Source organism: Oceanicola granulosus HTCC2516 (assembly GCF_000153305.1).
GTDB lineage: Bacteria > Pseudomonadota > Alphaproteobacteria > Rhodobacterales > Rhodobacteraceae > Oceanicola > Oceanicola granulosus.
In genome coordinates this window covers 2,501-24,492 of sequence record NZ_CH724109.1, presented here as the reverse complement: position 1 = coordinate 24,492, position 21,992 = coordinate 2,501, and the positions used below count along the sequence as shown (strand labels likewise).

Below are 21,992 nucleotides of genomic sequence, written 5' to 3'. Positions count from 1 at the left end.
GTGGACACGAGCAGCTTCAGAAGGCTGGCCCTGGCGGCCGGCCTCGGCATCGTCACGGCCGGCACAGCCGGCGTGGCGCACGCCCAGAACACCTCCCGGCCGGGCAATGCCGGGGTCTACCTGGCCGCCCGGCAAGCCTCGCAGGCGGGCGACTTCCGCGCCGCCGCCGAGTTCTTCCAGCAGGCGCACGCGCGCGACAGGGCCAACGGCTACCTGCTCGAGAACGCCATCGCGGCGCTCGTGGCGGTCCACGACATGGAGCGCGCCGCGGAGCTGGCCGAGCAGGCCCACGTGCTCGGCGTGCGCAGCCAGGTCGCCAACATGGTCTCCTTCGGCGCCGCCGCCGAGCAGGGCGACTGGCGGCGGGTGTTCAACGACCTGGAGGCCGGGCTTAGCGTCGGCCCGCTCGTCGACGGGCTGGCGCAGGCCTGGGCCTTCGTGGGGCTGGAGGATGCGCACCGGGCCGAGGCCGCCTTCGACGCGGTGATCGAGACGCCGGGGCTGACCTTCTTCGGGCTCTACCACAAGGCGCTCGGGCGCGCGGTGCTGGGCGACCTCGCCGGCGCCGAGGCGATCCTGTCGCTGCCCCCGGAAGACGGCCTGCTGCGGACCCGCCGCGTGCTCGTCCTGCGCGCCGAGGTGCTCAGCCGGCTCGGACGCGCCGCCGAGGCCGCGCGGCTGATCGACACCAGCTTCCCGCCCCCGCTCGACCACCGCCTCACCGCGCTGCGCGCCGCGCTGGAGACGGGCGCACCGCTGCCCCCGACGATCGCCGGGTCGGCCCGCGAAGGGCTGGCGGAGGCCTTCTTCTCGGTCGCCGACGCGGTGCAGGGGGAGACGGCCGACAGCTACACCCTCCTCTACAGCCGCCTGAGCGAGCATCTCGCGCCCGGCAACGACGCGGCGACGCTGATGTCGGGCGAGCTGCTCGAATCGCTCGAGCGCTTCCACCTCGCCAGCGACGCCTACCGGGCCGTCTCCCCCGACAGCCCCGCCTACATCGCCGCCGAGCTCGGCCGCGCGGGCGCGCTGCGCAAGGCCGGGGCAAAGGCGGAGGCGGCGGAGGTGCTGCGCGCGCTCGTCGCGGCGCACGAGACAGCGACGGTGCAGGCCTCCCTCGGCGACGTGCTGCGCCAGCTCGGGGAGCACGGCGCGGCCAACGCCGCCTACAGCCGTGCGCTCGAGATCGGCGACGCCGCCGACCGCACGCGCTGGTTCATCCACTACACCCGCGGCATCACCTTCCAGAAGCTCGGCGACTGGGACAGCGCCGAAGCCGACTTCCGCGCCGCGCTGGCGCTGGAGCCCGACCAGCCGCAGGTGCTCAACTACCTCGGCTACTCGCTCGTCGAGCTCGACAGCAACCTCGAGGAGGCGCTCGGGATGATCCGGACCGCCGCGGCGGCACGTCCGGAGAACGGCTCCATCGTCGACAGCCTCGGCTGGGCGCTGTTCCGGCTCGGCCATTACGCCGAGGCCGTCGCGCACCTCGAACGCGCCGCCGAGCTCGACCCGACGCGCGCGGTCATCGTCAACCATCTCGGCGACGCCTACTGGGCCGTCGGCCGCCGCACCGAGGCGCGGTTCCAGTGGCGTCGCGCGCTGTCGTTCGGGCCCGAGGAGGCGCTGGCGGTGCAGCTGCGCGACAAGCTCGAACACGGGCTGGAGACGGCCCGCATTTCCGAAGACGAACCAATCCAGGTGGCACATGAAGACGGCCTCTAGGCCCGGCGAACCGCTGCGCGTCACCGCGCCGGCGAAGGTCAACCTCACCCTCCACGTCACCGGCCAGCGCGCCGGCGGCTACCACGATCTCGACAGCCTCGTCGTCTTCGCCGGCGTCGGCGACCAGATCCTCGCGCGCCCCTCGACCGAGCTCAGCCTCAGCGTGACCGGGCAGTTCGCCCAGGGCGTGCCGAGCGACGGCAGCAACCTGATCCTTCAGGCCGCCTCCGCGCTGCAGGAGCGCCACGGGGTGTCCGTCGGCGCGGCGCTGACGCTGGAGAAGGCGCTGCCCCACGCCGCCGGGCTCGGCAGCGGCTCGTCCGACGCCGCCGCGACGCTGCAACTGCTCGCCAAGCTGTGGTCGGTTCCGCCGCTCGAGCACGGCGACCCGATCCTCGCCGCGCTCGGCGCCGACGTCCCCGTCTGCTACGCCGGCCCCGCGCCGCTGCGGATGAGCGGCATCGGCGACCGGCTGTCCTACCTGCCCAAGCTGCCCGACTTCGCGCTCGTGGTGGTCAACCCGCGCGTCGCCGTGCCCACCGCGCAGGTGTTCGAGGCGATGGACAAGCGCAACAACGCGCCGATGGACGACGTGCCCCACGGGCTCGACTTCGCCGGCTTCTGCGAGTGGCTCGACGGCCAGCGCAACGACATGACCGAGGCCGCCATCGGCATCGCGCCCGAGATCGGCACCGCGCTGGAGCGGCTGCGCCGCCAGCCGCTGGTGAAGTACGCCACGATGTCAGGCTCGGGGGCGACCTGCGTCGGTGTCGTCAAGGACATGGATCACGCCCGCCGCGCCGCGCGGGCGATGCAGGTGGCCGAGATGAGCTGGTGGGTCGCCCCGGCGCCGGTGCTCAGCTGATCCGGGCGACCACGTAGTCGGCGAGATCGGCGAGCATCTCCGTCAGCGCGCTATCAGGCAGCGGCGCCAGCGCCGCCTTGGCCCGCGCGGCCCACTCGATGGCGGCGGCGCGGGTCTCGTCGAGCGCGCCGTGCCGGGCGAGCAGGCCCAGCGCCGTCTCGAGATCGCCCTCCTCCTGCCGGCCCTTCTCGATGGTGCGCTGCCAGAAGGCGCGCTCCTCGGCGTCGGCCCGCGCGACGGCCTTGATGACCGGCAGCGTCAGCTTGCGTTCGCGAAAGTCGTCGCCGACGTTCTTGCCCGTCGCCTCGGTGCCCTCGTAGTCGAGCAGATCGTCGACGATCTGGAAGGCGATGCCCAGCGCGTCGCCGTAGTCGAACAGCGCCCGGCACACCTCCGGCCCCTGCCCGGCGATCACCCCGCCGACCTCCGTCGCCGCCGAGAACAGCGCCGCCGTCTTGCCGCGGATCACCTTCATGTAGACGGCCTCGTCGGTGGCGAGGCTGCGCGAGGCGGTGAGCTGCAGCACCTCGCCCTCGGCGATCGTCGCCGAGGCCTGGCTCAGGATGCGCAGCACGTCGAGGTTGCCGGTGTCGACCATCAGCAGGAACGACTTCGCGAACAGGTAGTCGCCGACCAGCACCGACGACTGGTTGTCCCAGAGCAGGTTGGCCGTCGGCCGGCCGCGCCGCTGGGCGCTCTCGTCGACGACGTCGTCGTGCAGCAGCGTCGCGGTGTGGATGAATTCGACCGTCGCGGCGAGGTGGACGTGGTAAGGGCCGTCGTAGCCGCAGAGCCGGGCCGCGGCGAGGGTGAGCATCGGCCGCAGCCGCTTGCCGCCGGCCTCGACGAGATGCGCCGTGACCTCGGGGATCCGCGGCGCGTGCTCCGACTGCATCCGCTCGCGTATCAGCGCGTTGACGGCGGCCAGATCGTCCGACAGCGCCTCGGCGAGCCGCTCGTGCGGCTTGGTTACGGCAGCGTCCAGGCTCATGGTGATCCCTGCGATAGACATCGTGACTGCGGCACCCTAGGTCGGACGGATGAAAGAGCTCTTGCGCAGCACCGACCCGACCGTGATCGCCTTCGCCAAGGCCCTGCTTGGCGGCGAGGGTATAGACTGCTTCGAGATGGACGTAAATATGAGCATCCTCGAGGGATCCATCGGCATATTGCCGCGCCGGCTCATGGTGCGGACGGACGATCACACGGCCGCGTTGCGCGTCTGCCGCGACAATGACATCGACCTCGGCCTCTGACACCACGCGCGACGCCTTCCTCGGCGGACGGCTGACCGTCGCGCAGCCGAAGGTCGGCTACCGGGCCGGGATCGACCCGGTGCTGCTCGCCGCCGCGGTGCCGGCGCGGGCGGGGGAGACGGCGCTCGAACTCGGCTGCGGCGTCGGCGTCGCGGCGCTCTGCCTCGCCCGCCGGGCGCCGGGGGTGCGGGTGACGGGGGTGGAGCTGCAGCCGGCCTACGCCGCCCTCGCCCGCGCCAACGCCGACGCCAACGACCTGCCGCTCGAGGTGGTGGAGGCCGACCTGCGCGCCCTGCCGCCCGGGGTGCGGTCGCGGAGCTTCGACCACGTGCTGATGAACCCGCCCTACTTCGCGCCCGGCGCCGGCACCGGCTCGGCCGATCCGGGCCGCGACACCGCCCTGCGCGGCGAGACGGCGATGGCCGACTGGCTCGACGTCGCCATCCGCCGCCTGGCGCCGCGCGGCCGGCTGACGCTGATCCAGCGCATCGAGCGGCTGCCCGAGATCCTGTCGGGCTGCGACGGGCGCGTCGGCAGCCTCGTCGTCGCCCCCCTCGCCGCCCGCCGCGGCCGCGCGCCGCACCTGTTCCTGCTGCAGGCCAGGAAGGGCGGGCGCACCCCGTTCCGCCTCACCGACCCGATCCGCCTCCACGCCGCCCCCCGGCACGAGCGCGACGGGGATGATTACTTGCCGGAAATTTCCGCCATCGTGCGCGACGCGGCAGGATTGAACCTGCTGCGTTAGCTTATTGGCAAGATCTTGCGCCTATGCTTGCGGCGGTCGGCGAGGTGCCGCACGTCCGACGTGACAGAAAGATGAAACTGTGCTGCACTGTCCGGACGGGACGAGACACAGAGAGAAGGAGACGCCAATGAGCCTGGATTCGCACGTTCAGGAACTGAGGAAAAAGCACCAGGATCTCTCGGCAGCCGTCGAAGCCGCCCAACGCAGCCCCGCAACGAGCGATCACGAGATCGCCGAGATGAAGAAGAAGAAGCTTCTTCTGAAAGAACAGATCGAGCGGCTCCAGCCCCACTGACAACCACTGTCTTCTCGCTCACCCGGGGCGCCCCTCCACGCGCTCCGCGGTGAGCCTTTCGCCTTCGCGGCAGGGCTGCGCCCGGTGCATGATGGCAATGCACGAACGGCGTTTGTGCCGCGCCCCCGCATCCCCCATCTTCGTTTCAGGGAGGCCACGCCTCACAGGAGACGAATGATGTTCGAAGCCAACACCGACCCGCGGGTCCGCGACGCCATCCATGCCGCACACGCCGCGCGGGGAGACGCCGTCCGCAACGCCGTCGCCCGGCTCTTCCGCCGCCGCTGACGCGACCGCGCCGATGAGGGGCCGGCCCGCCAAGGGCCGGCCCTGGTCGTTTCAGATCAGGTACTGGCCGCCGTTGGCCGACAAGGTCGAGCCGGTGATGAAGGCCGCGTCGTCGGAGGCCAGGAACACCACGCAGCGCGCGATCTCCTCCGCCTCGCCGAGCCGCCCGACCGGGATCTGCGGCAGGATCACCTCGTTCATCACCTTGTCGGGAATGGTGCTCATCATCTCGGTGTTGATGTAGCCTGGCGCCACCACGTTGACCGTGATCCCGGCCCGCGCACCCTCCTGCGCCAGCGCCTTGGTGAAGCCGATGTCGCCGGCCTTGGCGGCGGCGTAGTTGGCCTGCGCGAACTGGCCCTTCTGGCCGTTGATCGACGAGATGTTGACCACCCGCCCGAACTTGCGCTCGCGCATCCCGCCCCAGACGTTGTGGGTCATGTTGAACAGGCCGCTGAGATTGGTGTCGATCACCTGCCGCCACTGCTCCGGGCTCATCTTGTGGAACGGCGCGTCGCGGGTGATGCCGGCGTTGTTCACCAGCACCTCGACCGGCCCGAGATCGGACTCGATCTGCGCGATCCCGGCCTTGCAGGCGTCGTAGTCGCAGACGTCCCACTTGTAGGTCTTGATGCCGGTCTCCTCGGTGAAGGCGCGCGCCTTCTCGTCGTTGCCGGCATAGGTCGCCGCGACGTCGCAGCCCTCCGCCTTCAGCGCCTTCGCGATCGCCGCGCCGATACCCCGGCTGCCGCCCGTGACCACTGCAACACGTCCCATGGCTGTCCTCCCGTCCTTGCTCGCCAGCGGGCCTCTCCCGGACCCGCTAGCGCTCACAGTCACACGATTCCGCGGACTTGTCAGGCGTCAGTCGCGCTCGATGCACATCGCGACGCCCATGCCGCCGCCGATGCAGAGCGTGGCGAGGCCCTTCTTGGCGTCGCGCCGCTTCATCTCGTAGAGCAGCGTGTTGAGCACGCGCGCACCCGACGCGCCGATCGGGTGGCCGATGGCGATGGCGCCACCGTTGACGTTCACGATCGACGGGTCCCAGCCCATGTCCTTGTTGACCGCGCAGGCCTGCGCGGCGAAGGCCTCGTTGGCCTCGACGAGGTCGAGGTCCTCGACCTTCCAGCCGGCCTTCTCCAGCGCCTTGCGCGACGCGTAGACCGGGCCGACGCCCATGATCGACGGGTCGAGCCCGGCGGTGGCGTAGCTGGCGATCCGCGCCAGCGGCTCGATGCCCCGACGCTCGGCCTCGTCCGCGCTCATCAAGAGCGCTCCGGCGGCGCCGTCGTTGAGCCCGCTGGCGTTGCCGGCGGTGACGGAGCCGTCGCGGGCGAAGGCGGGGCGCAGCTTCTGCATGCCCTCGAGGGTGGCGCCGTGGCGGATGTACTCGTCCTTGTCGACGACCGTCTCGCCCTTGCGGGTCTTGATCGTGTAGGGGATCACCTCGTCGTCGAACTTGCCCGCCTTCTGCGCCGCCTCGGCCTTGTTCTGGCTGGCCAGCGCGAACTCGTCCTGCTGCTCGCGCCCGATCTGCCACTGCTCGGCCACGTTCTCGGCGGTCGAGCCCATGTGGTAGCCGTTGAACGCGTCCCACAGGCCGTCGCGGATCATCGTGTCGATGTAGGTGACGTCGCCCATCTTGTGGCCCTGCCGCAGGTTCGCGGCGTGCGGCGCCATCGACATGTTCTCCTGGCCGCCGGCGCAGACGATGCTGGCGTCGCCGAGCATGATGTGCTGCGCCCCGAGCGCCACCGCCCGCAGGCCGGAGCCGCAGACCTGGTTGATGCCCCAGGCGGCGGCTTCCTTGGGAAGGCCGGCATTGATGTGCGCCTGGCGCGCCGGGTTCTGCCCCTGCGCGGCCGTGAGAACCTGACCGAGGATCGTCTCCGAGACCTCGCCCTTGTCGACCCCGGCGCGCTCCACGAGCGCCTCGAGCACCGCGGTGCCGAGCTCGTGGGCGGGCGTGTTGGCAAAGCTGCCCAGGAACGAGCCCACGGCGGTGCGGGCGGCGGACGCGATGACGACGTTGGTCATGGAGGTCTCCTCACTGGCTGGCCGCGGGACGCGCCCCCGCTCCGCGCCGCCAGCGCGGGGGGACCGCCTCCCGCCATCTGCTCAATGTCTAGGAGGTTCACCGCGCCGGAACAACGCCTTTCGGGCGGCGCGCGGGCCCGGGACGAGGCGCTCACCGCGTCACCTTCGGCGCGCCGAAGAAGTACCCCTGCAGGCAATCGACCCCGGCCGCCTCGAGCCACGCCGCCTCCTCCGCCCGCTCCACCCCCGGCGCCACGACGAAGGCGTCGAACTGGTGCGCCACCCCGAGCAGCGCGCGCACCAGAACCTGGTTGTCGGCGTCGCCGTCGATGCCCGAGATGAAGCCCCGGTCGATCTTCACGAGATCGAAGAAGAACCGCCGCAAGTGCCGGAACGACAGGAAGCCGCCGCCGAAATCGTCGAGCGCGAAGGCGACGCCCTGCGGCTGCAGCTCTTCCATGAACCGCGCGACGATCTCGGGCAGCAGCATCGCCGAACGCTCGCAGATCTCGAGGATCAGCCGCTCGCCCAGCGTGCCATCGTCCGCGACGAGCTCCGCCAGCACCGCGCGAAAGGCGCTGTCGCCGAGCGAGCGCGCCGAAACGTTGACCGACAGCCGCATCCCTGGCCGCGCCCGCAGCAGCCCGAGCGCGAGGCCGAGGCTGGCGGCGTCGAGATCGCGCCCGGTCGCCGTCTCCTCCACCGCGCCCATGAAGGCCGCCGCCGGCAGCACCCGCCCGCCCGGATCGGTCAGCCGGATCAGCCCCTCGTGAAACGCCACCTCCCGCCCCGGCGCCGTGACCACCGGCTGCAACGCCAGCGCGCAGGCCCCGGCGCGCAGCGCCTGCGCCACCATCGCCGGCGTGTCGCGGTCGCGCGCCGACATCGCGTAGTCGAGCGGCGTGCGCACCTGCTGCGCGTGCAGTGTCGTGTCGAGCTGTCTCATCGCTGGCAGCCTGCACCGGCGCGGCATAACATGGCGTTAATGTCCGCCCTCGGGAGAAAAAGAATGCAGCGCTGCACCTGGGCCGGGACCGACCCGCTCTACGTCGCTTACCACGACACCGAGTGGGGCGTGCCCGAGCGGGACTCGCGCGCGCTCTGGGAGAAGCTCGTCCTCGACGGCTTCCAGGCCGGCCTGTCCTGGATCACCATCCTGAAGAAGCGCGACAACTTCCGCGCCGCCTTCGACGGCTTCGAGCCCGCCCGCGTCGCCCGCTGGGGCGAGGCCGACATCGCCCGCTGCCTCGCCGACCCCGGCATCGTGCGCCACCGCGGCAAGATCGAGGCGACCGTGAAGAACGCCCGCGCCTGGCTCGCGCTCGAGGAACAGGGCGGGTTCGACAAGTGGCTCTGGGCCTACGTCGACGGCACGCCGCTGCAGAACCACTGGCGCGACGAAAGCGAGGTGCCCGCCTGGACACCGCTCTCGGCGCAGGTCTCGAAAGACCTCAAGCGCGCCGGCTTCGGCTTCTGCGGCCCTACCATCGTCTACGCCTTCATGCAGGCCTGCGGCCTGGTGAACGACCACGTCACCACCTGCCCCCGCCACGCCGCCTGCGCCGCCCTCGGCTAGCGGGGCGCACCCTCACCCGCCTCTGTCCTGCAAATATCCCCGCCGGAGGCTCCGCCCGCCCCGCAGGCGCTACCAGCGGGACAGCGCCGCCTCGTCCTCGTCCCGCGCCGCCACCCACTCGGCGCCGTCCGCGGTCACTTCCTTCTTCCAGAACGGCGCCCGCGACTTCAGGTAGTCCATCAGGAACACCGCCGCCTCGAAGGCCGACCCGCGGTGGCGGGCGGCGGTGGCGACCATCATGATCGGCTCGGCGGGCGCGAGGCGGCCGTGGCGGTGGATGACGAGCGCCGCGTCGAGGCCGAAGCGCTCGGTGGCCTCCGCGACGATGGACGAGATCGCCCGCTCGGTCATGCCCGGATAATGCTCGATCTCCATGTGGGCGAGCCCGCCGGAGATGTCGCGCACGAGGCCGGTGAAGGTGACGACGGCTCCCGCGCCGGAGGCCCGCGCGGCGAAGGCGTTCAGCTCCGCCCCCGCGTCGAACGGCTCGGGCTGGACGCGGACGCTCATCAGCCGCCCGTCATCGGCGGGAAGAACGCCACCTCGCGCACCCCGTCGAGCGGCGCGTCGAAGTCGGCGAGCTCCTGGTCTACGGCGACGCGCAGGGCGCTCGTGTCGGAGAAGGCCAGCGCGTAGCGCTCCTCGCGCGCGGCGAGCTCGACGACGAGGTCGGCCACCGTCGCGGCGGAGGTGTCGAGCCGTTCCTTCGGAAGGCCGATCCGCTCGCGGACCCAAGCGAAATACAGCACGTCGATCATTCCGGCTCCCTCAGCGCGGGCAGCGACTTCCTGAAGTAGTCCCACCCCGTCACCAGCGTCAGGATCGCCGCGATCCAGAGCAGCGCCACGCCGATCCGGCCCGACCACAGGTGCCCCGCCTCGAAGGCGCGCAGGCCGACCTCGTCGGGCGCGGTGCCGGCGAGGATCGACTCGACCAGCTCGGGCGACATGCCGACGGTGCGGTCGATCAGGTGGTGCAGGAAGATGCCCTGGCTGAACAGCACCGCGATGGCGAGCATCTGCGCCGTGGTCTTGTACTTGGCGAGATTGGTCACCGCGAGCTTGGCGCCGGGCCCGACATACTCGCGCAGGCCGCTGACGAAGACCTCGCGGAACACGATCAGCGTCGCCGGCATGACGATCCACGGGCTCATCGCCGAGTAGCCCGCGATCACCAGCAGGGCGACCAGCACCATCGCCTTGTCGGCGATCGGGTCCATCGCCGCACCGAAGCGCGTCTCCATTCCCCAGGCCCGGGCGAGGCGGCCGTCGATCCAGTCGGTCAGGGCGACCGAGCCGAACAGGATCAGCGCGAACCAGTCCGCGAAGGGGCGGTTGAAATAGAGGAAGATGATCGCGATGCCGGGGGCCGCGATCAGCCTGCCGATCGTCAGGATGTTGGGGAGGGTCCATCTCATGGCCCTCATCTAGTCCACTTGTGCCCCTGCGGGAAGGGTCAGCCGCCCTCGTGGAAGTGGGCGTAGATCTTCTCCGCCAGCGTCTCGGAGATGCCGTCGACGGCCTTGAGATCGGCGAGCGCGGCGCGGCCGACGGCCTTGGCCGAGCCGAAATGCGCCAGCAGCGCCCGCTTGCGGGTGGCGCCGACGCCGGCGATGTCGTCGAGCGGATTGGCGCTCACCGCCTTGGCGCGCTTGGCGCGGTGGGTGCCGATGGCGAAGCGGTGGGCCTCGTCGCGCAGGCGCTGGACGAAGTAGAGCACCGGGTCGTTGTGGCGCAGCGCCTTCACGGTGCGCCCGGTCCGGTGAAATTCCTCCTTGCCCAGATCGCGGTCGACGCCCTTGGCGACGCCGATCATGGGTATGTCCTCGACGCCGAGCTCGGCCATGATCGCGTGCACCGCGCTGACCTGTCCGGCGCCGCCGTCGATCAGCAGCAGGTCGGGCCAGGTGCCGGACTGGCGGTCCGGGTCTTCCTTGAGCAGCCGCTTGAAGCGGCGGGTGAGCACCTCCTTCATCATGCCGAAATCGTCGCCCGGCGTGAGTTCGTCGCCGCGGATGTTGAACTTGCGGTACTGGTTCTTCTCCAGCCCCTCCGGCCCCGCCACGATCATCGCGCCCACGGCGTAGGCGCCCTGGATGTGGCTGTTGTCGTAGACCTCGATCCGCTGCGGCACGGCGGGCAGTTCGAAAGCGTCGGCCAGCCCCTTGAGCAGGCGGCCCTGGGTCGCCGTCTCGCTCATCTTGCGCCCGAGGCTCTCGCGGGCATTGCGCAGCGCCGAGCCCACGAGCTCCGCCTTCTCGCCCCGCTGCGGGACGCTGATCTCGACCTTGCCGCCGCGCTGCTCGCACAGCGCCTGCGCCATGAGGTCGGGCTCGTCGAGCCCGTGGCTCAGCAGCAGCAGCCGGGGCGGCTCGCGGTTGGCGTAGAACTGGCCGACGAAGGCCTCGATGATCTCCGCGGGATCCTCCTCTCCCGAGATCCGGGGATAGTAGTCGTGATTCCCCCAATTCTGGTTCGAACGGATGAAGAAAACCTGAACGCAGGCCTGCCCGCCGTCGACGTGGAGCGCGATCACGTCGGCCTCGGACGTGGTCTGCGGGTTGATCCCCTGGCTGGACTGCACCTGCGTGAGCGCACGGATGCGGTCGCGCAGGGCGGCGGCGCGCTCGAACTCCATCGCCTCGGATGCCTCCTGCATCTGCTGGGCGAGCTGGTTCTGCACCGACGTCGTCTTGCCCGACAGGAACCGCTGCGCGTCGCCGACCAGCGCCTCGTAGCCGGCCTTGTCGATGTAGCCGACGCAGGGGGCCGAGCAGCGCTTGATCTGGTAGAGCAGGCAGGGGCGGGTGCGGGTCTCGAAGGTGGAATCGGAGCAGTTGCGCAGCAGGAAGACCTTCTGCAGCTGGTTCAGCGTCCGGTTGACCGCGCCGGCGCTGGCGAAGGGGCCGTAATAGCTCCCCTTCTCCTTCTTCGCGCCCCGGTGCTTCTTGATCTGCGGGAAGTCGTGCTCGCGGCTGACGAGGATGTTGGGGAACGACTTGTCGTCGCGCAGCAGCACGTTGAACTTCGGCTTCAGCTGCTTGATCAGGTTCTGCTCGAGCAGCAGCGCCTCGGTCTCGGTGCGCGTCGTGAGGAACATCATCGACGCGGTCTCGCGGATCATCCGGGCGATCCGGGCCGAGTGCTGCGGCGAGGGGCGGGAATAGTTCGACACCCGCGCCTTCAGGTTGCGCGCCTTGCCGACGTAGAGGACGCGGGACTGGTCGTCGAGCATCCGGTAGACGCCCGGCGAGGAGTCGAGCGTCTTCAGGTAGGCGCGGATGCAGGCGTAACCGGTTTTGGCGGACATGGGCGGGGTCGCGTCGATTCTTCAGGACCACTGCAATGTGGCGGGGGGCGGGGCAAGTGTTAAGGTTTCCACCGAAACTGGGGATAAGTCTGTTGGCGAACCTTGGGCCGGCTGGATTTTCCCAATGATTTCCGTGTCCGGATCGGTCTGCCTATTTTTTAGGCGCAGCTATAAGTATCTGTTTCTGCGCGACAATTTTTGGGTTGATCGGTCAAGCCATTGCCAGTGTTACGTTTTCGTGAAGCCACGCGGCACCCGGTGCACAAGTCGCCGCAGCGTCATATCCGGTGGCGTCGCTCGTCGGGGGTCTGCCAGATCAGGTGCTGGCCGCCATCCACGCAGAGCAGCTGCCCCGTGACGGCCGGTGCGTCGAGGAAGTAGCCGAGGGCGGCGGTGATGTCGGCGGGATTGGAGCCGCGCCCGAGGATGCAGGCTTCGCGCATCCGGGCGAAGTGCTCCTCGGGCTGGTTGGCCCCGATCAGGGTCGGGCCGGGGCCGATGGCGTTGACGCGCATCTTCGGGCCCAGCGTCATCGCGGCCGTCTGGGTCAGGGTCCAGAGGGCGGTCTTGGCGAGCGTGTAGCTCATGTGGCCGGGCGTCAGCTTGCGCACCTTGGCGTCGAGCATGTTGACCACGAGCGCCTGCGAGACGGGCTCGCCCTGCGCGTCGTTCACCGGCGCGGGGGCCTGCGCGGCCATCGCCTGGATCAGCACGAAGGGCGCGCGCAGGTTGCTCTCGAGGTGCCTGTCCCAGCTCTCGCGGGTGGCGGAGTAGAGCGTGTCGTACTCGAAGACGGAGGCGGAGTTGACGAGGCAGGTCAGCTCCCCGCCCAGCCCCTCCGCGGCGGCGGGCACGAGCCCCTGCATCTCCGCCTCGCGCGTCAGGTCGGCCTGCAGCGTGATCGCGCTCCGGCCGAGGGCGCGGATCTCGGCGGCGGTGTCCTCGGCGGCCTCGGCGCTGCTGGCATAATGCACGGCCACGTCGAAGCCGCGCCCGGCGAGGTAGAGCGCCATCGCCCGGCCGAGCCGCTTGCCGGCCCCGGTGACGAGCGCGCGCGTCATGCCAGGATCACCACGAGGTAGGCGGCATAGAGCCCGGTGAGGCCGATGCCCCAGAGCCGCGTCACGTCGGCCCGCAGGAAGACGAACGGGATGAGCAGAAGCGAGGCCGCCAGCATGATCCACAGGTCGACCTGCAGGAAGCGCGGCTCGACCGGGATCGGCCCGACGAGCGCGGCGATGCCGGTGATGCCGAGCAGGTTGAACATGTTGGAGCCGATGACGTTGCCGAGCGCCACGTCGGCCTGCCGCCGGATCGCGGCCATGACGGTGGTGGCGAGCTCGGGCAGCGACGTGCCGATGGCGACGAGGGTGAGGCCGATCACGGTTTCCGAAACACCGAAGGTGCGGGCGATGTTGACCGATCCCTCGACCAGCAGGTCGGCCCCGAGCGGCAGGCCGATCAGGCCGAGCGCGAGGTAGAACAGGATCTTCGGCCAGCCGATGCCCGGCTCCACGCCCTCGATCTCGTCGTCCTGCGCGTCCCGGTGCCGCTTGGCGGTGACGCCGGCATGGGTCAGCATCGCGGCCAGGGCGGCCAGCAGGATCAGCCCGTGGATCCACGTGATCGGCTGGAAGAAGCACAGCACGATGAACAGGGCCGTCGCGCAGATCATCTGGATGAAGCTGTGGCGGCTGTCGCATTGCGACGTGTGCATCGTCGCGATGATGGCGGGCACGCCGACGACGAGCAGGATGTTGGCGGTGTTGGAGCCCACCACGTTTCCGAGCGCGAGGCCGGGATACCCGTCGAGGATCGCGCCGATCGCGATCAGCAGCTCCGGCGCGGAGGTGCCGAAGGCGACGATGGTGAGCGACACGATCAGCGCGGGGATCCCGATGCGCAGCGCGAGGTTGACCGCGCCCTTCACCAGCGCGTCCCCCGCGAGCAGCAGGATCACCAGCCCGACGGCGACATAGAGCCAGTCCCAGATCATGAAAGCTCCTTCTTGCAAGGGCACGGCCCCTTGCCGATGCGGAAGCGCCCGCAAGACGGACATTTCGCGCTTTGCAGTCGTTTCTGGCCCGGGAAGCGCAGCCGGCCGAACATCGCCAGCACGGCCATGCCGATGAGGAAGAGAAGGACGACCTTGACGATCACGTCAGAGCCCGAACCTTGCGTAGGCGGCGCGCTCGTCGAGCTCGGCGAAGACGCCGGACACCGCATGCGCCCCGAGCCGCTGGAACAGCGAGCGCTTCTGGCCGAACTTGCGGAACTTCGTCTTCGGCCCGAACCGGCGCTTCATCTCGGGGACGAGGTGGCCGATCCCGTCGACCAGCCCCAGCTCCTTCGCCCGCGCGCCGGTCCAGAACTCGCCGGTGAACAGGTCCGCCCCCTCGGCCAGCTTCGCGCCGCGCCGGCTGGTGACGTGGGCGACGAAGTGCTCGTGGATCTCCTCGAGCAGCCGCTCGAGCCGCTCGACGTCCTCGGGCTTCTCCGGACGGAACGGGTCGAGGAAGCTCTTCGAACGCCCCGACGTGTGGATGCGCCGTTCGATGCCGTGGCGCGCGATGAACTCCTGCGCACCGAAGCCCGCCGAGATGACCCCGATGGAGCCGACGACCGAGGAGGCGTCGGCGTAGATCTCGTCGGCCGCCGCGGCGAGCCAGTAGCCGCCCGAGGCCGCGACGTCCTCGACGAAGGCGACGACCGGCACCTTGCGCTCGTCGGCCAGCCTGCGGATGCGCCCGCCGATCAGCGAGGATTGCACCGGCGAGCCGCCGGGCGAGCTGATCTGCAGCGCCACCGCGTCGGGCTTGGCGCGAAACGCCTTCTCCAGCAGCGGCGCGACGGTCGCGTCGGACAGTCCGCGGGGGCCGATGCCGATCGGGCCCTGGAGCTGGACGACGCAAACCTTGGGTATATCGGGCAGGAAGGGCAGACGGCGGCTCATGCGGCCTGACATATGCGCCGCCCGCAGGCCGGACAAGGTGGCCGCCGGTCGATACACGCGCTGTTGCCGCCCTGCCCCGGCGTCACCCGCGCTATTGCCGCAGCCGCCAGCCGGTGCGGAAGATCCAGGCCACCACCGCAAGCCCGAGCGCGGTGAAGCCGGCGATGGCCCCGAGGCTGATCAGGACCGGCACGTCCGACATGCCGAAGAACGACCAGCGGAAGCCCGAGACGAGGTAGACCACCGGGTTGAAGTAGGCGACCGTCTGCCACGCCGGGGGCAGCATCGAGATCGAGTAGAACGAGCCCCCGAGGAACACGAGCGGCGTGATGACGAGCAGCGGGATCAGCTGCAATTGCTCGAAGTTCTTCGCCCAGATGCCGATGATGAAGCCGAGCAGCGAGAACGAGATGCAGGTCAGGATCAGGAAGGCGATCATCGCCGGCCAGTTCTGGATCTGCAGGTCCACGAAGAAGCCGGCCGTGATCAGGATCACCACCCCGATGAACAGCGCCTTCGTCGCCGCCGCGCCGACATAGCCGATGGTGATCTCGAGGAAGTCGATGGGCGCGGACAGATGCTCGTAGATGGTGCCGATGAACTTCGGGAAGTAGATCCCGAAGCTGGCGTTCGACGTCGCCTGCTGCATCACCGACAGCATGATCAGCCCGGGCACGATGAACGCCCCGTAGCTCACCCCCTCGACCTCCTCGATGCGGCTGCCGATGGCCGCGCCGAAAACGACGAAGTAGAGCGAGGTGGAGACCACCGGCGAGATGAAGCTCTGCAGCAGGGTCCGGAAGAAGCGGGCCATCTCGTACTGGTAGATGGCGACGATGGCGTTGTGGTTCATGCGGCGGGCTCTTTCGCGGGCGCGGCATCGGCCTGGTGGACGAGACCGACGAAGATTTCCTCGAGCGAGGATTGCTTGGTCTGCAGATCGGCGAGCTGAAGCCCCGCCGCCTGCAGGTCGGCGAGCAGCCGGGTGATCCCGGTGCGCTCGCTGCGGGTGTCGTAGATGTAGATCAGCGCCCGCCCGTCCGGCGCGAGCTCGAGGCCCTCGCGCGCGAGGCTGTCGGGGATCGCGTCGACGGGCTCGGCCAGCTCGATGCGCAGCTCCTTGGCGCCGAGGCGGGTCATCAGGTCGGCCTTGTTCTCGACGAGCAGGATCCGCCCCTTGTCGATCACCGCGATACGGTCGGCGATGGCCTCGGCCTCCTCGATGTAGTGCGTCGTCAGGATGATCGTCACGCCCTGCGCCTTCAGTTCGGCGACGATGTCCCACATGTCCTTGCGCAACTCCACGTCGACGCCGGCGGTCGGCTCGTCGAGGAACAGCACGCGCGGCTCGTGGGCCAGCGCCTTGGCGATCAGCACCCGCCGCCGCATGCCCCCCGACAGCTCCTTGACCTTGGTGTCGCGCTTGTCGATCAGCGACAGCTTGCGCAGCAGGTCGTCGACGAAGCCCCGGTTGGGGCTCATGCCGAACAACCCGCGCGAGAAGTTCACCGTGGCGACGACCTTCTCGAACGGCTCGAGGCTGATCTCCTGTGGCACGAGGCCGATCATCTGCCGCGCCTTGCGGAAGTCGCGCACCGTGTCGTACCCGCCGACGCTGACGCTGCCCGAGGTCGGCATGGTGATGCCGCAGATCGTCGAGATCAGGGTCGTCTTGCCCGCGCCGTTGGGGCCGAGAAGCGCGATGATCTCGCCTTCCTCGATCTCGAGGTCGACGCCCTCGAGCGCGGTGAACCCGGACTCGTAGCGCTTCGTGAGGTCTTCGACTTTGACGATCGGCGCCATGCCCGCCCCCTCCTTGATGGAGCGCAAACCTACGGCAGGCGCGGCCGATGTCCAACGCTTTCGCGCCGCGTAGCGCCTGTGCGGCGGAATGGCTTGACGCCTCCGCGCGCGCCCGTGCCTGATAGGCGGCAAAAAGGAGGCAGGCCGTGCAGCTGGCAGACATCGGCCCCGAGGCCATCGACCTCGTGATCTTCGATTGCGACGGCGTGCTCATCGACAGCGAGGTCCTCAGCGCCACGGTGCTGATCGAGGCCGCGGCCGCCCTCGGCATCGACTTCGACATGGATTACGTGCGCCGCCACTTCCTCGGCCGCAGCTTCCCCACCGTCGCCGCCACCATCCGCGCCGATTACGGGCGGGCGCTGCCCCAAGGCTTCGAGGCGAGCTACCGGGAGACGCTGCTCGAGCGCTTCGAGACGGACCTGCGCACGACACGCGGGATCGAGGCGGTGCTGACGGCGCTCGATCGCCCGGCCTGCGTCGCCACCAGCTCGAGCCCGCCCCGGGTCGCGCGCTCGCTCGAGATCACCGGCCTCGCCCGTCACTTCGGCCCCCGCGTCTTCACCGCCAGCCAGGTCGCGCGCGGCAAGCCGGCGCCCGACCTGTTCCTCTTCGCCGCCGCCAAGATGGGCGCCGCGCCGGAGCGGTCGCTCGTCATCGAAGACAGCCGCCCGGGCCTCGCCGCCGCGCGGGCCGCGGGCATGGTCACGATGCTCTATGGCGGCGGCAGCCATTCGGCCGGCGGCGACATGGACCTGCCGCCCGGCGTGATCGCCCTCGACAGCTGGGCCGACTTCCCGCCGGCCCTGCTGCGCGCCGCCAGGGGATCGGCCGCGTGACCCCCGGCGACACGCGCCTCGACGACGCCGCCCGCGCCGGGTGGCTCTACTACGTCGCCGGCAACACGCAGGACGAGATCGCCCGCAAGCTCGGCGTCTCGCGCCAGCGCGCGCAGCGGCTGGTGTCGCTGGCGGTGTCGGAACGGCTGGTGAAGGTGCGCATCGACCACCCGATCGGCCGCTGCATGGACCTCGCCCGGGCCCTGACGGAGCAATTCGCCCTGGTCCAGTGCGACGTCGTCCCCTCCGATCCCGCCGCGCCCGACCTGCTCACCGGCGTCGCCATCGCCGCCACGGCCGAGCTCGAGCGGGTGCTGAAGAGGGAGACGCCGCAGGTCATCGCGCTCGGCACCGGGCGGGCGCTGAAGGCGTGCGTCGAGCAGATGCCGCGGATGGACTGCCCGCAGCACAAGCTGGTCTCGCTGCTCGGCAACATCATGTCCGACGGCTCGGCGACCTCCTACAACGCCACCATCCGCATGGCCGACCGCGTCGGCGCACAGCACTACCCGTTCCCGCTCCCGGTCCTAGCGCAAGACATCGAGGACCTGCGGCACATGCACAGCCAGCAGGCGGTCCGCAGCACGCTCGAACTCTGCGCGCAGGCGGACGTCGCGCTCGTCGGCATCGGCCACGTCGACCGCACCGCCCCGGTCTACGCCGACGGCTTCCTCACCGACGCCGATTGGCAGGAGGTCAGCGCCAAGGGCGCGACGGGCGAGATCATCGGCTGGATCTTCGACGCCAGAGGCCGCCTGGTCGACAGCGCCTTCACCGCCCGCCTCGCCAGCGCCCCGCTCCCCGACCCGGTGCGCCAGCGCGTCATCGCCGTCGCCCTCGGCCCCGCCAAGGTCGCCGCCATCCGCGCGGCGCTGCTGGGCCGGCTGGTGAACGGGCTGATCACGGACGAAGCGACCGCCGAGGCGCTGCTCGCGGCATGAGGCCCCCACAGCAAAACGCCGCCCTTTTTGGGCGGCGTTTTTGCGGCTTGTGTTTGGTTGCGGGAGTAGGATTTGAACCTACGACCTTCAGGTTATGAGCCTGACGAGCTACCGGGCTGCTCCATCCCGCGCCAATTTCTTTGTTTGATCATCGTCGAGAGATCGGGTGTTCCTTGCTAGGTTTGGCGGTGACTTACTCTCCCACGTCTTAAGACGCAGTACCATCAGCGCTACGGCACTTAACGGCTGGGTTCGGAATGGAGCCAGGTGTTTTGCTCGTGCTATGACCACCAAACCGAGAAAGGAACACCCCGCGGCCCTTTCGGGCGGGGGTGCGAACATCAGGATTGTCCAGGTCGTGTTGTGTGTGTGACTTCTGGTCCAGTCGGTCTTTCGACCTTGCTTCTACTGGATCAAATCAAGCCTATCGGACCATTAGTACCGGTCAGCTGAGCACATTGCTGCGCTTACACCTCCGGCCTATCGACGTGGTGGTCTACCACGGTCCTCAGGGATACCTTGTTTTGAGGGGGGCTTCCCGCTTAGATGCCTTCAGCGGTTATCCTTTCCGATCATAGCTACCCAGCACTGCCGTTGGCACGACAACTGGTCCACCAGTGGATCGTTCACCCCGGTCCTCTCGTACTAGGGGCAACTCCTCTCAAGTATCCTACACCCACGGCAGATAGGGACCGAACTGTCTCACGACGTTCTAAACCCAGCTCACGTACCTCTTTAAATGGCGAACAGCCATACCCTTGGGACCTGCTTCAGCCCCAGGATGAGATGAGCCGACATCGAGGTGCCAAACGGTGCCGTCGATATGGACTCTTGGGCACCATCAGCCTGTTATCCCCAGAGTACCTTTTATCCGTTGAGCGATGGCCCTTCCACTCGGGACCACCGGATCACTATGGCCGTCTTTCGACTCTGCTCGACTTGTCAGTCTCGCAGTCAGGCTGGCTTCTGCCATTGCACTCAACGAGCGATTTCCGACCGCTCTGAGCCAACCTTCGCGCGCCTCCGTTACTGTTTGGGAGGCGACCGCCCCAGTCAAACTACCCACCACGCAGGGTCCCGGACCCGGATAACGGGCCGCGGTTAGACATCAAGAGTGCGAAGGGTGGTATCTCAAGGATGGCTCCACAGCGACTGGCGTCACTGCTTCAAAGCCTACCACCTATCCTGCACATCGCAATCCTGATGCCAGTGCGAAGCTATAGTAAAGGTTCATGGGGTCTTTCCGTCTAACCGCGGGAAGCCGGCATCTTGACCGGCAATTCAATTTCGCTGAGTCGATGTTGGAGACAGCGGGGAAGTCGTTACGCCATTCGTGCAGGTCGGAACTTACCCGACAAGGAATTTCGCTACCTTAGGACCGTTATAGTTACGGCCGCCGTTTACCGGGGCTTCAATTCAAGGCTTGCACCTCTCCTTTTAACCTTCCGGCACCGGGCAGGCGTCAGACCCTATACGTCGTCTTGCGACTTCGCAGAGCCCTGTGTTTTTAGTAAACAGTCGCCACCCCCTGGTTTGTGCCCCCGGCCTCTACTTGCGTAAAAACCGGGCCTCCTTCTCGCGAACTTACGGAGGTATTTTGCCGAGTTCCTTCAACATCGTTCTCTCAAGCGCCTTGGTATTCTCTACCAGTCCACCTGTGTCGGTTTAGGGTACGATCTCATGGAGGGCTATTTCCAGGAACCTCTAAGCAGCCCGTTCAATCCGATAAGGACGAACTACCGTCGAGATCCGTCACATCCTCCTGGCCCAGGAATATTAACCTGGTTCCCATCGACTACGCCTTTCGGCCTCGCCTTAGGGGTCGGCTCACCCTGCTCAGATTAGCTTTAAGCAGGAACCCTTGGACTTTCGGCGACAGGGTCTCTCACCCTGTTTGTCGCTACTCATGTCATCATTCTCGCTAGTGATCTCTCCACCGGATGGCTCACGCCCCGGCTTCACAGAAAACTCCGTGTCTCCAATCTGCCCGAGGGCAGTAAGGAGACATGGAATTATGTCACACTACGCTCCGCTACCATGTGCTATGCACATCCTAAGCTTCGGCTCGTGGCTTGAGCCCCGTTACATCTTCGCCGCAGGACAACTTGTTTAGACCAGTGAGCTGTTACGCTATCTTTAAAGGATGGCTGCTTCTAAGCCAACCTCCTGGTTGTTTTGGTCGTCCCACCTGCTTTCCCACTTAGCCACGAATTGGGGGCCTTAGCTGTAGGTCAGGGTTGTTTCCCTCTCCACGACGGACGTTAGCACCCGCCGTGTGTCTGCCATCTAGTACTCCTCGGTATTCGGAGTTTGGTTAGGATCAGTAAGCCTGTGGGGCCCCATTACCCATCCAGTGCTCTACCCCCGAGGGTATTCGGATGACGCTCTACCTAAATAGATTTCGCGGAGAACCAGCTATCTCCGAGTTTGATTGGCCTTTCACCCCTAGGCACAACTCATCCCGACCTTTTTCAACAGGTGTGGGTTCGGACCTCCAGTAAGTGTTACCTTACCTTCATCCTGGTCATGCCTAGATCACTCGGTTTCGGGTCTGATCCCACGAACTCATGCGCCCTATTAAGACTCGCTTTCGCTGCGCCTACACCTAACGGCTTAAGCTTGCTCGTGAGACCAAGTCGATGACCCATTATACAAAAGGTACGCCGTCAGCTCGCAAGGAGCCTCCGACTGATTGTAGGCGTTCGGTTTCAGGTACTGTTTCACTCCCCTCGTCGGGGTGCTTTTCACCTTTCCCTCACGGTACTGGTTCGCTATCGGTCAGTAAGGAGTACTTAGCCTTCGAGGGTGGTCCCCCGATCTTCAGACAGGATTTCACGTGTCCCGCCCTACTTAATACGTCAAATCGAGCTTCCCGTACGGGGCTGTCACCCGCTGTGGCCATGCTTTCCAACATGTTCCGGTCACTCTCATTGCTCGGCTGGTCCGCGTTCGCTCGCCACTACTAGCGGAGTATCTGTTGATTTCCTTTCCTCCGGGTACTTAGATGTTTCAGTTCCCCGGGTTTGCTCTTCAAACCCTATGTATTCAGGTGAGAAGTACCTGGTTCAGCTCATTATAGGCTGCCGCAAGCGGCAATTATAACAAACTGTCAGGTGGGTTGCCCCATTCGGAGATCCATGGATCAAAGCTTATTCTCAGCTCCCCATGGCTTATCGCAGAGTATCACGTCCTTCATCGCCTCTTACTGCCAAGGCATCCACCAAACGCCCTTTTCGCGCTTGATCTGATCCAGAAGAAGCAAGGCCTCTTCCGATCAGAAGTCATACTTTCCCGAGCTCCACCTGGTTCGTGTGGAGCTCTGTGCGATCTCGCGATCGCACGGGTTAGTGTACTTGA

At 67.8% G+C, this 21,992-nt stretch carries 22 protein-coding genes, 1 tRNA gene and 2 rRNA genes; 8 read left to right on the top strand and 17 right to left on the bottom strand.

Annotated features, from left to right (window positions below):
- Positions 1 to 1,725, top strand: a complete 1,725-nt coding sequence (locus tag OG2516_RS15790) for a tetratricopeptide repeat protein (RefSeq protein WP_007256879.1) — start codon at positions 1 to 3, stop codon at positions 1,723 to 1,725.
- The gene (locus tag OG2516_RS15785) at positions 1,709 to 2,590 is read left to right on the top strand and encodes a 4-(cytidine 5'-diphospho)-2-C-methyl-D-erythritol kinase (protein WP_007256878.1); all 882 of its coding nucleotides are present in this window, start codon (positions 1,709 to 1,711) and stop codon (positions 2,588 to 2,590) included. Before OG2516_RS15790 ends, OG2516_RS15785 begins: the two co-directional genes overlap by 17 nt.
- Here OG2516_RS15785 and OG2516_RS15780 read toward each other — a convergent pair.
- On the bottom strand, positions 2,583 to 3,581 hold the full coding sequence (locus OG2516_RS15780) for a polyprenyl synthetase family protein (RefSeq protein WP_007256877.1): 999 nt from the start codon (positions 3,579 to 3,581) through the stop codon (positions 2,583 to 2,585). The genes OG2516_RS15785 and OG2516_RS15780 overlap by 8 nt on opposite strands.
- A 49-nt stretch (positions 3,582 to 3,630) precedes the next feature.
- Here OG2516_RS15780 and OG2516_RS15775 point away from each other — a divergent pair, with 49 nt between their 5' ends.
- The 3 genes from OG2516_RS15775 to OG2516_RS19735 all read left to right on the top strand — a co-directional run bounded on the left by OG2516_RS15775 (position 3,631) and on the right by OG2516_RS19735 (position 4,886).
- Positions 3,631 to 3,846 carry a putative signal transducing protein gene (locus tag OG2516_RS15775; protein WP_007256876.1) on the top strand — a complete coding sequence of 72 codons (216 nt, stop codon included), beginning with the start codon at positions 3,631 to 3,633 and terminating at the stop codon, positions 3,844 to 3,846.
- The gene (locus tag OG2516_RS15770) at positions 3,824 to 4,591 is read left to right on the top strand and encodes a tRNA1(Val) (adenine(37)-N6)-methyltransferase (RefSeq protein ID WP_007256875.1); all 768 of its coding nucleotides are present in this window, start codon (positions 3,824 to 3,826) and stop codon (positions 4,589 to 4,591) included. Before OG2516_RS15775 ends, OG2516_RS15770 begins: the two co-directional genes overlap by 23 nt.
- 127 nt (positions 4,592 to 4,718) lie before the next feature.
- On the top strand, positions 4,719 to 4,886 hold the full coding sequence (locus tag OG2516_RS19735; protein WP_007256874.1) for a YdcH family protein: 168 nt from the start codon (positions 4,719 to 4,721) through the stop codon (positions 4,884 to 4,886).
- A gap of 339 nt (positions 4,887 to 5,225) precedes the next feature.
- Here the strand turns inward: OG2516_RS19735 and phbB are convergent, their stop codons facing one another.
- The 3 genes from phbB to OG2516_RS15755 form a co-directional block, all read right to left on the bottom strand.
- Positions 5,226 to 5,951: an acetoacetyl-CoA reductase gene (gene phbB / locus OG2516_RS15765; protein WP_040616136.1), complete on the bottom strand. Its 726-nt coding sequence runs from the start codon at positions 5,949 to 5,951 to the stop codon at positions 5,226 to 5,228.
- An 87-nt stretch (positions 5,952 to 6,038) separates the two neighbouring features.
- Positions 6,039 to 7,214 carry an acetyl-CoA C-acetyltransferase gene (locus tag OG2516_RS15760; protein WP_007256871.1) on the bottom strand — a complete coding sequence of 392 codons (1,176 nt, stop codon included), beginning with the start codon at positions 7,212 to 7,214 and terminating at the stop codon, positions 6,039 to 6,041.
- A 151-nt stretch (positions 7,215 to 7,365) separates the two neighbouring features.
- Complete coding sequence (locus OG2516_RS15755; protein WP_007256870.1) at positions 7,366 to 8,160, bottom strand: EAL domain-containing protein; 795 nt, start codon at positions 8,158 to 8,160, stop codon at positions 7,366 to 7,368.
- Positions 8,161 to 8,223: 63 nt separating this feature from the next.
- Here OG2516_RS15755 and OG2516_RS15750 point away from each other — a divergent pair, with 63 nt between their 5' ends.
- Complete coding sequence (locus tag OG2516_RS15750; RefSeq protein WP_007256869.1) at positions 8,224 to 8,790, top strand: DNA-3-methyladenine glycosylase I; 567 nt, start codon at positions 8,224 to 8,226, stop codon at positions 8,788 to 8,790.
- Positions 8,791 to 8,859: 69 nt separating this feature from the next.
- On the opposite strand, the gene OG2516_RS15745 is transcribed toward OG2516_RS15750, so the two are convergent.
- The 10 genes from OG2516_RS15745 to OG2516_RS15705 all read right to left on the bottom strand — a co-directional run bounded on the left by OG2516_RS15745 (position 8,860) and on the right by OG2516_RS15705 (position 16,855).
- Positions 8,860 to 9,300, bottom strand: a complete 441-nt coding sequence (locus OG2516_RS15745; protein ID WP_007256868.1) for a molybdenum cofactor biosynthesis protein MoaE — start codon at positions 9,298 to 9,300, stop codon at positions 8,860 to 8,862.
- Positions 9,300 to 9,548, bottom strand: coding sequence for a molybdopterin converting factor subunit 1 (gene moaD, locus OG2516_RS15740; protein ID WP_007256867.1), 249 nt, complete (start codon positions 9,546 to 9,548; stop codon positions 9,300 to 9,302). The genes OG2516_RS15745 and moaD overlap by 1 nt, the downstream gene beginning before the upstream one ends.
- A complete protein-coding gene (gene pgsA / locus OG2516_RS15735; RefSeq protein WP_007256866.1) occupies positions 9,545 to 10,207 on the bottom strand; it encodes a CDP-diacylglycerol--glycerol-3-phosphate 3-phosphatidyltransferase in 663 nt (220 codons plus the stop codon). The genes moaD and pgsA overlap by 4 nt, the downstream gene beginning before the upstream one ends.
- A gap of 38 nt (positions 10,208 to 10,245) precedes the next feature.
- Positions 10,246 to 12,099: an excinuclease ABC subunit UvrC gene (gene uvrC / locus OG2516_RS15730; protein ID WP_007256865.1), complete on the bottom strand. Its 1,854-nt coding sequence runs from the start codon at positions 12,097 to 12,099 to the stop codon at positions 10,246 to 10,248.
- A gap of 278 nt (positions 12,100 to 12,377) precedes the next feature.
- Complete coding sequence (locus OG2516_RS15725; RefSeq protein ID WP_007256864.1) at positions 12,378 to 13,160, bottom strand: SDR family oxidoreductase; 783 nt, start codon at positions 13,158 to 13,160, stop codon at positions 12,378 to 12,380.
- Positions 13,157 to 14,095, bottom strand: a complete 939-nt coding sequence (locus tag OG2516_RS15720) for a calcium/sodium antiporter (RefSeq protein WP_007256863.1) — start codon at positions 14,093 to 14,095, stop codon at positions 13,157 to 13,159. Before OG2516_RS15720 ends, OG2516_RS15725 begins: the two co-directional genes overlap by 4 nt.
- The gene (locus OG2516_RS20050; RefSeq protein WP_156799406.1) at positions 14,092 to 14,259 is read right to left on the bottom strand and encodes a hypothetical protein; all 168 of its coding nucleotides are present in this window, start codon (positions 14,257 to 14,259) and stop codon (positions 14,092 to 14,094) included. The genes OG2516_RS15720 and OG2516_RS20050 overlap by 4 nt, the downstream gene beginning before the upstream one ends.
- 1 nt (position 14,260) lies before the next feature.
- Positions 14,261 to 15,052, bottom strand: a complete 792-nt coding sequence (locus OG2516_RS15715; protein ID WP_007256862.1) for a S49 family peptidase — start codon at positions 15,050 to 15,052, stop codon at positions 14,261 to 14,263.
- 91 nt (positions 15,053 to 15,143) lie between these two features.
- On the bottom strand, positions 15,144 to 15,905 hold the full coding sequence (locus OG2516_RS15710) for an ABC transporter permease (RefSeq protein ID WP_007256861.1): 762 nt from the start codon (positions 15,903 to 15,905) through the stop codon (positions 15,144 to 15,146).
- A complete protein-coding gene (locus OG2516_RS15705; protein ID WP_007256860.1) occupies positions 15,902 to 16,855 on the bottom strand; it encodes an ABC transporter ATP-binding protein in 954 nt (317 codons plus the stop codon). The genes OG2516_RS15710 and OG2516_RS15705 overlap by 4 nt, the downstream gene beginning before the upstream one ends.
- Positions 16,856 to 17,001: 146 nt before the next feature.
- Between OG2516_RS15705 and OG2516_RS15700 the strand changes: the two genes are divergently transcribed.
- The gene (locus OG2516_RS15700; protein WP_007256859.1) at positions 17,002 to 17,694 is read left to right on the top strand and encodes an HAD family hydrolase; all 693 of its coding nucleotides are present in this window, start codon (positions 17,002 to 17,004) and stop codon (positions 17,692 to 17,694) included.
- Entirely contained in the window at positions 17,691 to 18,635 is a 945-nt protein-coding gene (locus OG2516_RS15695) for a sugar-binding transcriptional regulator (protein WP_007256858.1), read from the top strand. Before OG2516_RS15700 ends, OG2516_RS15695 begins: the two co-directional genes overlap by 4 nt.
- Before the next feature lie 54 nt (positions 18,636 to 18,689).
- Here OG2516_RS15695 and OG2516_RS15690 read toward each other — a convergent pair.
- From OG2516_RS15690 to OG2516_RS15680, 3 genes are all read right to left on the bottom strand, one after another.
- A tRNA-Met gene (locus tag OG2516_RS15690) sits at positions 18,690 to 18,766 on the bottom strand.
- 49 nt (positions 18,767 to 18,815) lie between these two features.
- Positions 18,816 to 18,930 (bottom strand): 5S ribosomal RNA (rrf, locus tag OG2516_RS15685).
- A gap of 119 nt (positions 18,931 to 19,049) precedes the next feature.
- A 23S ribosomal RNA gene (locus OG2516_RS15680) occupies positions 19,050 to 21,880 on the bottom strand.
- Positions 21,881 to 21,992 lie beyond the last annotated feature (112 nt).